This window comes from Micromonospora sp. C97 (assembly GCF_018070385.1).
GTDB lineage: Bacteria > Actinomycetota > Actinomycetes > Mycobacteriales > Micromonosporaceae > Micromonospora > Micromonospora parva.
On sequence record NZ_JAGPXU010000011.1, the window covers coordinates 1 to 14,276 of the forward strand.

A 14,276-nucleotide genomic window follows, 5' to 3' on the forward strand; every position below is an offset into this window, starting at 1 on the left:
GTCCTGGCAGACCGGGACGTCGCCACGACACCCACCGGAATCGGCGTCACACTGGCCAGTGGTTCAGCCGGATTCCTGGCACAGCTCATCGGCGTGCCTCGTGATCCACGCCGCGTCGCGGCGGTAGAGCTCGACGTGACTGCGAACCGTCTCCTGACCCTGGTCGGCGCGGGCCTCGGTGAAGGCGGCGAGATCGTGCAGTCGCGCAACGGCGACGGGGAGGACGTCCGCCGGCGCCAGCTGCGAGCCGTAGGAGGCGGCGAGCAGCCGCAGGCGTCGGGCCCGCTCGCCCAGGTCACTGTCAATGGCGTCGCCGTTGTTCGGGTCCGCCAACGGCACCAGCCGGTAGGCGAGGTACGCCACGTCCCACAACCGGGGGCCTGGCGAGGCCGTGTCCCAGTCGATGACACCGCTCAGTCGGCCATCGGTGAAGACCATGTTGTACGGCGCGAAGTCGTTGTGACAGATGACCTCGGCCGGCTGTCGTACCGCGGACTGCCAGACGGCACCGGAGACGTCGAAGCCCAGACTGGCCTGGTGAAGGTGGGCGAGGTGGGCGCCGGCGTCGATGAGGACCTCCCGACTCCAGACCCAGGCCGGCAGCGGGTACTGAGGCACGACACCCGGCAGGTACGAGACGGTGTCACGCCCGTACTCGTCGGTGCCCAACGGGTGCGGCACCCAGGTGAGGCCGCGGTCACGAAGGTGCCCCAGCAGGCGCTGCACGGTCGGGTTCCATTCGGCGGCAGCACGCCGAACGGTGTCGCCGACGCGTATCGCGCCGCCCATGTTGCCGCCGGTCATCATCTCCTCCACGAGACGATGCTCCTGCTACGCCCCGATCACCGCAATCGCGTTGATCGTCATGAGCTGGCGGCGAGTTCGACGAGAATCGGGCGCAGTCGGTCGGCCAGGGCCGCGTCCGTGCGAGTGAGTTCTGTGCTCAGGACGGCTACGGCGGCCGACAGCGCGCGACGTAACTCGACCTCGTCCAGGGAACGGACCAGAGTCGTTTCGAGGGGTCCGGTGATGGTGGTGGGCAGGAGGTGGGCGCCTTTGGCGTAGCTGGTGGCATGACCCAGGCGCTGGGAAGCGAGTGAGATCGTCTGGGTGCGCATCGCGCTGATCCAGTGCTCCGCCTGCCAGTATCGGCCTCGCTCGATGCTGATCCGCGCGTGCAGGGCGTGGTGCCACGCCAGGCCGGCGATTGTGTCGTAACCGCTCGCCGGAACCGGCTGGGACGGTGCGGCTTGCCCGAAGATGAGACGCCAACTCGGACCTCGCGGCCCGAAGTCGGCTTCCGGGCCGAAGGCGAGGTCGACCTCCAGGCAGTGGGGAAGCAGGAACACCCGGTAGAGCATCGACCCGGAAGGGAGGTCCCAGTGATGGACAGCGGCGAAGTCCCGGTACATGAGTTGCGTCCACCGACACATGACGACGTCGAGCGGGTCGCTGACCGCGAAGGCCAGATCGACATCCGACCAGCGATCCTCATCGCCGCTGGCATGCGAGCCGGTGATCGCCGCGCCGACCACGGCGGGATCTTGCGCGGCGAGGCGCAACAACCGCTCCCGGATCAGGTCGCGTTCCTCCACGGAGAACACGTGGTCACGCTGCTCCACCATCGAGGTGGCCCGGCGGCCGGAGATGAGCTGACGGCCCGACGCTGTACCCGCACCAGACCACCGGCATCCTCCTCGCACCCGTCACCAGCGGGACGTGAGCATGCTATCCCGGTGCCTCGACGTCGCCGTGGAAGAGTCCGGCGCGGACGTGTCAGCGGCGCACCGGTTCGTGGTGCCACGCCGGTGCTGGCAGACTGATCGAATGACAGGGCTGACCGCCGACCTCGTCGTCGATGGTCGTGAGCCGCAGACCCCGGCACTCGCCCCGAACGGGCGACTGCTCGGCTACGTTCTCGCTCCCATCAGCCGGGCCGGTGACCACCTCGACACCGAGCTCTGGCTCGTCGACACCGATGGTGTCGCGTCACGCCGGGCGACCGCCGACACCGCAACCGAGTCCCGGCCACGCTGGTCGGCGGACTCCCAGACGCTGTTCTTCCTGTCCGACCGCACCGAGCGTGGGACCCCGCAACTGCACCGCCTCACCCTCGCCGACGGCACGGTGACCACGTGCACCAGCTGGAGCGGCGGCGTCATCGACCACCTGCCGCTCAGCGATCCCGACCTGGTCGCGCTGCTCGCCGAGGACGAACCCACCGAGCGGGACGCGCGCCGGGCCCGGGACCGCGACGACGCCATCGTGGTCGGCGAACGCGAGCCGCGTACCCGGTTGCGCCTGCTCGACCTGCGTACCGGCCGGGTGGTCAGCCCGCAGGGGTTCGCTGACCGGCACGTCGTGGAGGTGCGGCAACGTCCCGACGGCGGCCCACTCGCCGTGCTGACCTGGGCCAGCGCCGACAACGACCACGGGCCACGCACCAACCAGCTGCACCTGTTCGACCCCACCAGCGAAACGGCGCAGAACCTCGGACCGGTCGCGGTCGACGCACGGTCGCTGGCATGGTGGCCGGATGATGACGGTTGGCACCTCGGTTACGTCGCGCTCACCCCACCGCTTCTGCAAGCCGGCACCGCCGTGTTCGACCTGGCAGTGGAGAGCCGCGTCCTCCGCAACCGCACCGCTGGCCTCTCGATCTGCCCCACCGAACTCTGCCAGACCGACACCGCCCCGCTGGCGGTGTTCGCCGACGGCCTGAACACCACGGTGGCCAGGCTCGATCACACCGACCTCACCACCCTGTCGCATCACCCCGGACGTCTCGACAACCTCACCGCCACCCCCACCGGCGACACGATCGCGGTACGCACCGGCGCCCGCTACGAACCGCCGAACGTGCACATCGGAGCGCCAACGGGGCCGCTGCGACGCATCACCCACACCCGTCCGGAACTCGACGGCATCACCTTCGGCACCCAACAGCCGCTGGCCTACCGTGCCGTCGACGGCCTCGACCTGGACGGCCTGCTCGTCCTCCCGGTCGGAAGAAACGCGTCCGAAGGCCCGTTCCCGCTGGTCACGATCGTGCACGGCGGCCCGTACGATCGCTACGCCGATCGTTGCCAGCTGTTCTGGTTCCCCAGCGCGCAGTGGCTGGCAGCCGCCGGCTACGCGGTGTTCCTGCCCAACCCGCGCGGCGGCCAGGGCCATGGTCACGAGTTCGCCGCCAGCGTCGCCGGCCGGGTCGGTCAGCAGGAGTGGACCGACATCCTGACCGGCATCGACCTACTGATCGCCGAGGGCGTCGCCGACCCCGACCGGCTGGGCATCGCCGGCTGGAGCCACGGCGGCTTCATGTCCGCCTGGGCCATCGGCCAGACCGACCGTTTCCGCGCCGCGCTCGTCGGCGCCGGCATCGTCGACTGGGGCATGCTCGCCGCGACCGGCGACAACGGCCAGTTCGAGGCGGCGCTGGGTGGCAGCACCGGCTGGTCCGGCATCGGACCACACCCGCACGACGCGGTCAGCCCGATCTCCTTCGCCAGTCAGATCCGCACTCCGGTGCTCATCGTGCACGGCGCCGAGGACACCAACGTCCCCCTCGGGCAGGCCGTGTATCTGCACCGGGCGTTGCGCCACTTCGATGTCGAGCACGAGTTCGTGACGTATCCGAGAGAGGGCCACGCGATCCGGGAACGCCACCACCAACTCGACCTCCTGCGCCGCACCCGCGCCTGGTTTGATCGCTGGCTCCAGCCGCCGGCCGGGCGCACCCCTGTCGACGGGTCGCCTTCGTGACCCCGGGTTGCTCCGGACAGGGCTCCCGGACGAACCCCTTACGGAACAGCACGCAGGTCCACCGCCGTGTCGAGTAGCGGCTGAAGAGCGTCCAGGAGCGGACCGGGGTGGACTGGTAGGCCATCGGCGTCTTCCCCGGCCTCGAACTCGCCGATCTCCAAGCCGACGAGGTCGGAATCGCCGATGGCGAGCGCGGCGGATCTGAGTTCGCTGAGTGTGAGGCCGCCGGGAACGAGGTAGTCGGTGGGCACGATGCCGGGTTCGAGGACGTCGCAGTCGAGGTGCACATAGACCGGACGGCCGGCGATCGCGGCCCGCAGCCTCTTCGCCAGGTCCGGTCCTGGCCCGACCAGCGTGATCACGCCATCATCGATCAGGGGCTGCTCGCCCGGGTCGATGTCACGTGCCCCGCAAAGGATCGCGTTCTCTGGCTTCAGCCCCTGTCCCAGGCCGGAGTCCCACATACCGAGGGGGCCGCTGAAGGCGAGGCCGCCGAGGTAGCCGGTCGTGCTGCTCTGGGGAGTGTTGAGGTCCGCGTGTGCGTCGAACCAGACGACCACCGCGTCCGGGCGATACCTGGCGACGACGGGAAGCGTCGCCAGAGCGACCGCGCAGCGGCTCAGCGCCGTGACCGGAAAGGCGCCGTCGCGCAACAACTCGTCGAAATGCTCTGCCATGGCGCGCAGTGCCGGCCGAGCTGCGGCCAACTCTTCTTCCCAGTTGGTACACAGCGCGGGTTCGGGTGACCCGATGACAACCGGCGCTGAACCCAGCCGAGCGGCGAGTTCGGCCGCGATCATTCCCGACGCCTGCATGGCCCGGTCGTTGTGGTCGCCGGCGCGGGCCGCGAAATGCGTGATCACCGGCGACGGGGGGTGGGACGCTGACACGGGTTCTCGCCTTCGCAAGAGCTGACAGTGACGACCTGACCGTAAGCGCTGGAGCTAGTCCATGGCACGACCACTACGGGCTCAGCGCCGGGTCCGGCGTCACTGGTCCTCGCGGGCCATTGATGAGCCCGATGTTGTTGGCGTCTTCGTCGTTCGCCGAAGGAGATGCCGCGTGGCATTGGCGGTCGCCACCGCTGTCCGGGTCGAGGAGGTCCTCGTACACCCCGACCTTGAACCTGATCAGGTCCAGGCACTCGGCGAGTCTGCCGATCTGGGTGGTGACGTGGGCTTGGTGCTCGCGCATGAGCGTGAGTCGTTCTTCCTCGTTGCCGGCTCCCTGCCGGACGAGGTCGGCGTATCGGCGTAGCGCGGGCAGGGGCATGCCGGAGGCGCGCAAGATGATGCAGACGGTGAGCCAGTCCACGTCATCCTGGCTGTAGACGCGACGCCCGCCAGGTCCACGTTGCACAGGGTTGACGAAGAGGCCCTCGTGCTCGTAAAAGCGCAGCGCGTGGACGCTCAAGCCGGTGCGTTCGGCGACCTGCCCGATGCTCAGATTTGTGGTGACCTCAGCCATGCCGTTCAGGCTAGCGGCTTGACCTAGAGTCAACTCTAGATCCTAGGGTTCCCGTGCGGTCGACACTTCTGTCGCTCCGCGATCACGGCTGAATCAAGGGAGCATCACCATGCGCTATCGCACCCTCGGTGGAACTGGCATTCACGTCAGTGCCTACTGCCTCGGGACCATGATGTTCCAGGATGGCTGCAACTCCGACCATGACGATTGCGTTCGTATGATCCATGCCGCAGTGGATCAGGGGATCAACTTTGTCGATACCGCTGACATGTACGGGCAGGGAGAGTCCGAGGAGATCGTCGGCAAGGCGCTGCGGGGGCGCCGTGATGACGTTGTCCTGGCCACCAAGGTGCACTTCCAGATGGGCGAGGGCCGCAATCGCAGTGGCAACTCGCGGCGTTGGATCCTCAGGGCGGTTGAGGACAGCCTCAGGCGCCTGAACACCGACTGGATCGACCTCTACCAGGTCCACCGCCCCGACGACTCGACCGACGTCGAGGAGACGCTCTCGGTGCTCAGCGACCTCGTGCGCCAGGGGAAAATCCGTGCTTTCGGCTGCTCGACGTTCCCATCCGAGGAGATCGTCGAGGCGCATCACGTCTCCGAGCGTCGTGGCCTCGGACGCTTCCGCACCGAGCAGCCGCCGTACTCGATCCTGGCCCGCGGGATCGAGGCCTCGGTCCTGCCCGTCTGCCGGCGCTACGGAATGGGCGTGCTTGTCTGGAGCCCACTGGCCTTCGGGTTCCTCACCGGCAAGTACCGCAAGAACCAGCCCATCGACCTGTCCACCGGGCGTCCCACAATCCGGCCGGAACGATTCGATCCCACGCTCGCGGAAAACGCCGCCAAGCTCGACGTCGTCGAGCAGCTCGTCGACCTCGCGGAGAGCATCGGCTGCACCCTCCCGCAGCTCGCCATTGCGTTCACAGTGGCCCACCCGGCCGTCACCTCGGCGATCATCGGACCGCGGACCATGCCGCAGCTGGAGGATCTCCTCAAGGGCGCCGCGCTGACCCTGGACGACGCGGCCCTCGACCGAATCGACGAGATCGTGCCGCCCGGGACCAACCTGTACAACCCGAATGCTCCCATGCCCCCGCGTTCGCTGACCGACACCGCACTGCGTCGCCGCCCACTCGCCGACCGCGCCGCGGCCTGATCGAGCAGATAGGGCTGGGCCAGGACTTCGAATCGAGGGAGACGGGAGGTGCCCGTCTCCCTCGCGCCTTCGGGGCCCTCCACACGCGACGTCGTCCACCCTGTTATGGCAATTAACGGTTTACCGGTAACAGTAATTCAATAAATCACCGCCACAAAGCGGGCATACCGTACGTGCATCATAATGACAGTTCTTGTGCGTAATGCATCAGGATGGTGTCGTGGGGGCAGCGCTTGGCCCGCGAACTGCGAGATCCTGTCACTGTGATCGCACAACGGCTCAGGGTCGCCGCGTACGCGGTGTGTTTGCGAGACGATCGTCTGCTGCTCGCCCGCTGGGTCTCACCAGACCGGGCGCGGCGGCACTGGACGCTACCTGGTGGAGGGGTCGAGCACGCCGAGGATCCGTTCGACGCCGTCGTGCGGGAGGTGGCCGAGGAGACGGGGTACGAGGCGCAGGTCGAGCTGCTGCTCGGTGTGAACTCGCGGACCCGGACCGTCGAGAGCTACGACGGCGGGATTGTCGACCTGCACACGCTGGCTGTCTTCTACCGGGCTCGGATCGCGGGCGGTGAGCTGCGATCCGAGACGGGCGGCACGACCGACCTGGCGCAATGGGTGCCGCTGGAACAGGTCGCCACCCTGGAGCGTTCCGTGGTCGTCGACATCGGGCTTGACCTGCATCGCCACACACCGCCAACGGGGCACGGGGAGCCCATTGGCAGAACGGGGCTGATGCGGCACTGATCAGCTGCCGAAGCCGGCAATGGTGTACGCGGCGAAGCCGAGCACCGCGAGTGCCGTTGCCGCGGCGAGCGCCTGTAGACGTACCCGGTTGGTCCGAGCGACCACCAGGATCAGTGCGGCGCCGAGCACCGCTTCGATCACCGCGGTCTGCAGGCTGTCGGTGCGGTAGTGCGAGTCGTGGCCGGGTTGTGCGCTGCGGTGGAACAGCATGGCCGCCTCGGCGAGCAGGACCGCACCGGGCATGGCCACGGCGATCGCTCGAACCCACGGTTGCCCGTGGCGGCTCAGCCCACCCGCCACCCCGAAGAGTGCGCCGGCGAGGACTCCGAAGAACAGCCACATCAACGTCGTCGGCGACCACAGGTTCTGCGCGCTGTCGTCCAACAGGACGACCGCCGCGACGTAGTACGCCTCCACGGCGACGACCAGCAGCACGATCCCGGCGAACGCGGATTGCCGCCAGTCGGCGCGGAGCCACCATCCGATGGCGAACGCGCCGACCGCCCAGACGGCGCTGGAATTGGCCAGGTTCGCCCAGGGGTACGGCAGACCGAGCTGCAGCAACAGGTCCACCACGCCGAGAAGAACCCCACCGGCCACCACCGTCAGGACCCGGTGGCGGCGCTGTACTTCACGATCAACTGTCGTCACGGGGCAAAACTGTCACACCGAGCCGCTCGGGACATCTGCCTAAGGATGGGTTTGCGGCCGGGTCGCATCCGCCGTACGGCCGGCTTCGTTCAGCTCTGCGCGTCGGGCGCGCTACGTGCGGCCGTACGAGGCGCGCGCCTGCGCCACCTCGGCGGCCTCGCGTTCACGCCACCGACGCTGCGCCTCCCGGTTGCAGGCCCGACAGACCCGCCGGTAGCGACCCGTCGCGTCATCGAGCTCACGGTCGTGGCCGTTGCGGCACTGCGCTGACTGTGACCGGGTTCGGCAGGTTTCCGAGCGGCTGACCTGACGTAGGTGGGTTGGTTCGATGCAGTCGGCGGCCCCACAGGTCTGGTCGACGTCGAGGGCGGGGTCGTAGTCACCGACGAGCACCGCGTACGCGGCGATGTGCGCCCACGCGCGGCCGGCGACCTTCTGGTGCACCCCGCGTCGCGGCCCGTAGCCGTGGACGATGAGGCAGCCGCTCTCGGTGCGGTGCGAGCGCTGGAGCAGGTACGCGCGCAGCGACTCCTCGGTGTGGTAGCGGGACAAACCCTTCACGGCCGAGAGCACGGGGCCACCGTACCCAGTTGTCCCGGCGTCGTCTCAACCCCAGGGAGGTAGCCAGACCTCGGCGTCGGGGGCCGGGACCCGGCGGGAGTCGAGGTGCTCACGCAGTGCGCGCAGCGCGGGGTGCGGGTTGTCGTCGCGCCAGATGAGTGACATGGGGTAGACCGGCGCCGGGTCGCGTACCGGTATCCGGCGCAGGTCGTAGCTGTCCGGCCACAGGTACCGGGTGCGTTCGCCGGCGAGCGTCGCCAGTTGCGCGGAGTCGGCGATCTCGGCCAGCAGCGCCTCGTTGCCGAAGACCGGCCCGACCAGGTCGATGGTGAGGCCGAACGCGGCGGCGAGCTCGTCGTAGTAGGCGGCCCATTCGGTGCCGGGGGCCATGCCGGGCATCCAGATGCGGTGTTCGGCGAGTTGCGCGGGCGTGACGGTACGGGCGTTGGCGAGCGCGTGGCGTGGCCCCACGAGCAGGTCGTGGTGCTCGTCGATCACGCGGGTGGCACTGATCGCTGCGGGCAGGTGGCGCGCGGCGACTGTGACGGCGTGGAAGGTGGCGTCGACAGTCCCCGCCTCGACGGCGGCCATCGCGGCGTGCACGTCGGCGTCGAGGGTGACCACGTCCAGCTCGATGCGCGGATGCGCGCGGTGGAAATCCTGAAGCAGCACCGCCGGTGCGGTCCGCCGGCTGTGCACGTCGACGCGCAGTGCCCGCCGGCCGGGGCGTACGGAGGCGTCGGCGCGTGCCTCGGCCCGCAGCAGTTCACGGGCGTGCGGCAGGAAGGTCTGACCGTCGACGGTGAGGGCGATGCCGCGAGGCGTGCGGGTGAACAGCCGTACGCCGAGGTCCTTCTCCAGTGCGGCGATGCGCTTGGAGACGGCCTGCTGGGTGATCGACAGCGCGGCGGCGGCGTCCTGGAACTGGCCGGCGTCCACGGCGGCGACGAAGGTGCGGACGGCGTCGAGGTTCACCCGACGAACCCTACTGACACAACCTCTGGTTGTGCCGCGCCGCTCGTCCGGTTGTTTGATCCACGGTCAGTGGCCTTGCTTTGATCGCGGCGGTCAACGACGAGTTGTCGGGAGCGGGAGGTGCGGGCTTGTCCGCGAGGCGATCCCTGGGTCGGCGGTTCGGGTGGTTGTGGGCGTCGTACGCGGTCAGCGCCTACGGGTCGGGGCTGGGTTTCGGGGCGTTGCCGTTGATCGCCGTGCTGGTGTTGGGGGCCAGCCCGGCTCAGGTGTCGGTGTTGGCCGCGCTGGGGCCGGCGGTGGGCGCGCTGATCGCGTTGCCGCTGGGGCCGTGGGTGGAGTTCCACCGCAAGCGGCCGGTGATGATCGGGATGGACCTGGCCCGGTTCGCGGTGCTGCTGACCATCCCCGTCGCGTACGCGTTGGGCCGGCTCAGCTTCGGGCAGTTGCTGGTCGTCTCGGCCGTGGTCGCCACCGCCAAGATCGCCTTCAACGCGGCCAGCGGCGCGTTCCTCAAGGCCCTGGTGCGGCCGGACGACCTGCTGGTGGCGAACGCGCGGTTCGAGTCGACGACGTGGAGCGCGATCGCGCTCGGACCACCGCTGGGCGGCGCGGCGGTCGGCCTGTTCGGACCGGTGGTCACCATCGTGGCCGACGCGCTCAGCTACCTGCTCTCGGCGCTGGGCATCGCGGCCATTCGCGGCCGCGAGGATCACCCTCGGCGCACCGGAGCGGCCCGGGTCCGGGCCGGCGAGCTGCTCGACGGCTGGCGGCATCTGCTCACCCACAGCGGCCTGCGGGCGCTCTACCTCAACCAGTTGCTCGTCAGTGGACTGATTATGGCCACGGAGCCGTTGCTGGCCGTGCTGCTGCTCGGCGAGTTGGGCTTTCCGCCCTGGCAGTACGGTCTCGCGTTCGCCGTGCCCTGTGTGGGCGGACTCATCGGGTCATGCCTGGCCCGTCGGGTGGTGGCACGCTACGGCCAACACCGGATCATCCGCACCGTGGGAGCGCTGCGCGCGATCTGGCTGATCGGCCTCGCCGTCGTGCAGCCGGGCGTGGCCGGTCTCGCCACGGTGATCGCCGTCGAGTTCGCGATCATCATCTGCATGAGTCTGTACAACCCGGTGCTCGCCACCTACCGCCTTCAACAGACTCCGAAGGAGCGCGTTGTCCGCACCCTCTCTGCCTGGTCGATCGGCAGCAGTGCGGCCATCGCCATCCTCAGCGCGCTCAGTGGGCTACTCGCCGAGGCCACCAGCGCGCGCACGGCGATCACGGTCGCCGGGCTGGTGATCCTCGCGAGCCCGCTGCTGCTGCCCCGACGCCCGGACACCGATCGACCGGCACCCGAGCACGCCGAGGGGATCTCTACGATCGCGTGATGTTCCAGCCGACGTACCCGATCCGCACCGCCCGCCTCACGCTGCGCCCGGTCACGATCGACGACCTCGACGACGTGTACGCGTATCAGCGCCGGCCCGACGTGGTGCGGTGGATGCTCGGGGCGGAGCCGCGTACCCGTGAAGAGTCCCGGGCGTCGGTGTTGGCCATGGCGGGCGAGGACGCGTGGCGCGCGGAGGGTGACTGCCTGACGGTGGCCGCGGTCACCGACGCCGGGGTGGTGATCGGGATCGTGGAGTTGGTGTGGCGCAGCCGGGTGGACCGTACCGCCGAGATCGGGTTCGTCTTCCACCCCGACCACGGCGGTCGCGGATTGGCGACGGAGGCCGCCACCGCGGTGCTGGCCTGGGCGTTCGACGAGTTCGGGCTGCACCGGGTCTACGGCAGGTGCCACGGCCGCAACGCCGCGTCGGCCCGGATGATGACGCGACTCGGCATGCGCCAGGAGGCCCGCCACGTCGAGAGTTACCTGTTCAAGGGGGAGTGGGCCGACCAGCTCGTCTTCGCGATCCTGGCGCATGAGTGGCGGGCCGGGATCCGCACGCCGCCGTCGTGACCGGCTGCCACGGCGACGTGCGGATCGGGTGTGCCTGCTCAGGCCCGGCGCGCGAGCCACTCCCGGTAGGCGGTGGGCGCGATGACGGCGTCGCCCTTGGCGATCAGGACGTCGCCGGGCACGGCGGCGAACATGCCGGCGCTGTCGTCGGTGGTCACGGTGCGCTGGTCGTCGCGGGCGGCGAGGGTGATCCGCCCCAGCTCGTCGAGGGCGAAGACGTCGGGCCCGGCGACGTTGCGGATGCCCTGCAACGGCGCGCCCATGCTGACCTCGGCGACGGCCTGGGCCACGTCGGCGGCGGCCATCGGCTGCACCGGGGTGCTGGGTAGGCGGACGGTGGTGTCGTCGGCCGTCCAGGACAGGATCGCGTCGACGAACTCGAAGAACTGCGTGGCGCGGACGATGGAGTACGGAATCGGACCGGCCGTGAGGATGTCCTCCTGGAGGGTCTTGGCGCGGTAGTAGTCCAGGTCGGGCACCTGGTCGACGCCGACGATGGAGAGGATCACCGCGTGCCCCACGCCCGCGCGGGCGGCGGCGGCCAGCAGGTTGTCCATGGTCGTGCGGAAGAAGGCGGGTGAGGCCTCGTCGAAGGTCGGTGAGTTCGTCAGGTTGACGACGACCTCGGCGCCGGCGAGCCCGTCGGACAGGCCCTGCCCGGTGAGCAGGTCCACCCCGGTGGACGGCGACAGCGGCACCGCCTCGTGCCCTGCGGCCTGCAGGATCTTGACGACCTGTGACCCGATGAGACCGGTCCCGCCCAGTACGGCGATCTTCATGCCCATGCACCTTCCAGTGACGTGTGTGGTCCGGTGTCCGGCTACGGAAACCTCGCCGATACTCGGACTTCTTCTGTCCGGGAACTATACTCGGACACACGAGGTCCGAGTAACGGGGTGACTAGGGTGACGTCATGAAGATGTCCGGCGGGGTCGAGTGGGCGCTGCACTGCTGCGTGGTGCTCACCGCCAGCCACACGCCCGTTCCGGCGGCCAAGCTGGCGGAACTGCACGACGTCTCCAGCAGTTACCTCGCCAAGCAGCTCCAGGCGCTGGCCCGCGCCGGCCTGATCCACTCCGTGCAGGGCAAGTCGGGTGGCTACGTGCTGACCCGCGCACCGGAGAGCGTCACTGTGCTCGACGTGGTCCGGGCCGTCGACGGTCCCGGCCCGAGCTTCGTCTGCACCGAGATCCGCCAGCGCGGCCCCTTCGCGACCCCCGCCGACGCCTGCACCACGCCGTGCCCCGTCGCCCGGGCGATGTGGGCGGCCGAGGACGCGTGGCGGCAGGCGCTCGCCGCGATCACCATCGCCGACCTCGCCCGCGACGTCGACGCCACCTCCGGCCCCGAGGCCCTGGTCGGCATCCAGGCCTGGCTGACCAGCAGCTCCGGCTGAACCCTGCTGACCAGCGGCTCCGGCCGACCCGGGCTGACCGCGCTCAGCCGGTGTGGCGTACCTCGGTGTCCCAGATCTGCGCCCACGGACGCCGCAGCCCCCGGCACACGTGGATCGGGCCGCCGTTCTCGTCGTTGTCCACCTCGACCCGCTGATCCACCCGCCCGGCGAGGATGCACTGCTCGAACCAGGTGCTCAGCTGGTCGGGGCGCTCCCAGCCGACGGCGATGACCACGTCCGCGTCGGCGGGCGGCCGCCCGAAGTCGACCATGCTGTTGTGCCCGGAGTACGCGCGGGGGAGGGCCCGGTCCGGACCGTACCGGGCCACCGCACCGGCCTCCCCGTAGTTGGCGGTGAGGATGACCGCCCGCGAACGCTCCTCGGGCGGCAGTCCGTTGTGGACGGCGGCCAGGGAGTCGGCGAACGCGGGCCAGCCGATCGTCTCACCGGCGTCGTAGTTGACGTCGACCACGAAACCGGGCAACCGGTCGGCCGGCAGCACCGGCAGCAGCAGCACGACGTTGGGCAGCAGGAACGGCACCACACCCAGCGCGAGGAGCCCTCGACGCCACCAAAGCGACCCGCGCGACGCCCAGGCGACCGTGACCACCGCACCGGCGGCGGTCAGAACCAGCAACAGCGGCGCGTCGTAGTAGCCCTTGCCGCCGGCGACCAGCACGATGCCCACCACCACCAACCACGCCCAGCCCACCGCCCGGTAGGCCCGCCACGCCGGCCGGCGCAGCAGCGCGACCAGGCCGGCGATCCAGATCGGTACGGCGTACGGGCTGATGATGACGAACTGGAGGGTGAACGCGTCGAGCCGACCACTGTAGGAGCTGTCACCGCCGGAGATGGACGCTGCCACGCCGAGCTGCGGAAAGCCGTGCGACGCCTGCCAGATCAGGTTCGGCGCGGCCAACAGCACGGTGACCCCGGCGGCGGCGAGCACCCACCTGTCGCGCAGCAGCCGACGCGGCCCGGCGATGAGCACCCCGACGATCAGGCCCACCGCCAGCAGCGCCGGCAGCAGCTTGCTGAGCATGCCCACACCGAGCGCCAGCCCGATGCCCAGCGCCCAACGGCTGTCACCGGTACGCAGCAACCGCACCGCACACCACGCCGCGAGCAACCAGACCAGCAGGTCGACGGTGGTGGTGCTGAGCAGGTGACCACTGGCGAGCACGATGCCGGACAGCGCGGCGAGCACCGCCGCGACGAGCTGCGCGCCCCGACCGGCGCCCAGCTCCCGGGCGATCGCGGCGACCAGCAGCACCGCACCGCCGGCCAGCAGCGCGGACGGGGTCCGCAGCACCACCAGGTTGCCCGGCGCGATCGTGTCGAGCAGCCGGGCCAGCGCCGGGACCAGCGGACCCTGATCGACGTAGCCCCAGTCGAGGTGTCGACCGGCGAGCAGGAAGTACAGCTCGTCACGGTGATAGCCGTAGCGGCCGGCGAGCAGCAGCAGCGTCGCGCTGGTGGCGGCGGCCACCAGCCACGGGCCGTGGGTGCGCGCGCCGGGCTCCGGCTGACGCCCCGGCGGTGGTGGTGACTGGGCCGACCGGTGAGGCCGGTCGATGCCGATCGCGGGCTCACTCACCC

15 protein-coding genes are annotated in these 14,276 nt (G+C 69.9%); 6 read left to right on the forward strand and 9 right to left on the reverse strand.

Annotated elements, in window-relative coordinates; all coding sequences use genetic code 11:
- Nucleotides 1-63: 63 nt before the first annotated feature.
- Complete coding sequence (locus tag KBX26_RS16585; RefSeq protein ID WP_247680725.1) at nt 64-807, reverse strand: aminoglycoside phosphotransferase family protein; 744 nt, start codon at nt 805-807, stop codon at nt 64-66.
- Nucleotides 808-863: 56 nt separating this feature from the next.
- On the reverse strand, nt 864-1,604 hold the full coding sequence (locus KBX26_RS16590; RefSeq protein WP_210865808.1) for a nucleotidyltransferase domain-containing protein: 741 nt from the start codon (nt 1,602-1,604) through the stop codon (nt 864-866).
- 223 nt (nt 1,605-1,827) lie between these two features.
- Between KBX26_RS16590 and KBX26_RS16595 the strand changes: the two genes are divergently transcribed.
- Nucleotides 1,828-3,762, forward strand: coding sequence for a prolyl oligopeptidase family serine peptidase (locus tag KBX26_RS16595; RefSeq protein ID WP_210865809.1), 1,935 nt, complete (start codon nt 1,828-1,830; stop codon nt 3,760-3,762).
- A gap of 38 nt (nt 3,763-3,800) precedes the next feature.
- On the opposite strand, the gene KBX26_RS16600 is transcribed toward KBX26_RS16595, so the two are convergent.
- A complete protein-coding gene (locus KBX26_RS16600; protein ID WP_210865810.1) occupies nt 3,801-4,625 on the reverse strand; it encodes an arginase family protein in 825 nt (274 codons plus the stop codon).
- Between the two features lie 100 nt (nt 4,626-4,725).
- Complete coding sequence (locus KBX26_RS16605; RefSeq protein ID WP_210865811.1) at nt 4,726-5,229, reverse strand: MerR family transcriptional regulator; 504 nt, start codon at nt 5,227-5,229, stop codon at nt 4,726-4,728.
- 109 nt (nt 5,230-5,338) lie between these two features.
- Here KBX26_RS16605 and KBX26_RS16610 point away from each other — a divergent pair, with 109 nt between their 5' ends.
- Together KBX26_RS16610 and KBX26_RS16615 are read left to right on the forward strand one after the other, a co-directional pair.
- The gene (locus tag KBX26_RS16610) at nt 5,339-6,388 is read left to right on the forward strand and encodes an aldo/keto reductase (RefSeq protein WP_210865812.1); all 1,050 of its coding nucleotides are present in this window, start codon (nt 5,339-5,341) and stop codon (nt 6,386-6,388) included.
- 212 nt (nt 6,389-6,600) lie between these two features.
- Nucleotides 6,601-7,134: an NUDIX hydrolase gene (locus tag KBX26_RS16615; RefSeq protein ID WP_282102214.1), complete on the forward strand. Its 534-nt coding sequence runs from the start codon at nt 6,601-6,603 to the stop codon at nt 7,132-7,134.
- On the opposite strand, the gene KBX26_RS16620 is transcribed toward KBX26_RS16615, so the two are convergent.
- From KBX26_RS16620 to KBX26_RS32395, 3 genes are all read right to left on the reverse strand, one after another.
- Entirely contained in the window at nt 7,135-7,785 is a 651-nt protein-coding gene (locus KBX26_RS16620; protein WP_210865814.1) for a DUF6518 family protein, read from the reverse strand.
- Between the two features lie 111 nt (nt 7,786-7,896).
- Nucleotides 7,897-8,358, reverse strand: coding sequence for an HNH endonuclease (locus KBX26_RS16625; protein ID WP_210865815.1), 462 nt, complete (start codon nt 8,356-8,358; stop codon nt 7,897-7,899).
- 33 nt (nt 8,359-8,391) lie between these two features.
- Nucleotides 8,392-9,321: a LysR family transcriptional regulator gene (locus tag KBX26_RS32395; RefSeq protein ID WP_210865816.1), complete on the reverse strand. Its 930-nt coding sequence runs from the start codon at nt 9,319-9,321 to the stop codon at nt 8,392-8,394.
- A 128-nt stretch (nt 9,322-9,449) separates the two neighbouring features.
- On the opposite strand from KBX26_RS32395, the gene KBX26_RS16635 reads away from it, so the two are divergent.
- Nucleotides 9,450-10,703: an MFS transporter gene (locus tag KBX26_RS16635; RefSeq protein ID WP_247680719.1), complete on the forward strand. Its 1,254-nt coding sequence runs from the start codon at nt 9,450-9,452 to the stop codon at nt 10,701-10,703.
- On the forward strand, nt 10,703-11,278 hold the full coding sequence (locus KBX26_RS16640; RefSeq protein ID WP_210865817.1) for a GNAT family N-acetyltransferase: 576 nt from the start codon (nt 10,703-10,705) through the stop codon (nt 11,276-11,278). The genes KBX26_RS16635 and KBX26_RS16640 overlap by 1 nt, the downstream gene beginning before the upstream one ends.
- Before the next feature lie 38 nt (nt 11,279-11,316).
- Here KBX26_RS16640 and KBX26_RS16645 read toward each other — a convergent pair whose 3' ends face one another.
- A complete protein-coding gene (locus KBX26_RS16645; RefSeq protein ID WP_210865818.1) occupies nt 11,317-12,057 on the reverse strand; it encodes an SDR family oxidoreductase in 741 nt (246 codons plus the stop codon).
- A gap of 134 nt (nt 12,058-12,191) precedes the next feature.
- On the opposite strand from KBX26_RS16645, the gene KBX26_RS16650 reads away from it, so the two are divergent.
- A complete protein-coding gene (locus KBX26_RS16650) occupies nt 12,192-12,674 on the forward strand; it encodes an Rrf2 family transcriptional regulator (RefSeq protein WP_210865819.1) in 483 nt (160 codons plus the stop codon).
- A 43-nt stretch (nt 12,675-12,717) separates the two neighbouring features.
- Here the strand turns inward: KBX26_RS16650 and KBX26_RS16655 are convergent, their stop codons facing one another.
- Entirely contained in the window at nt 12,718-14,274 is a 1,557-nt protein-coding gene (locus tag KBX26_RS16655; RefSeq protein WP_307857829.1) for a glycosyltransferase family 39 protein, read from the reverse strand.
- Nucleotides 14,275-14,276 lie beyond the last annotated feature (2 nt).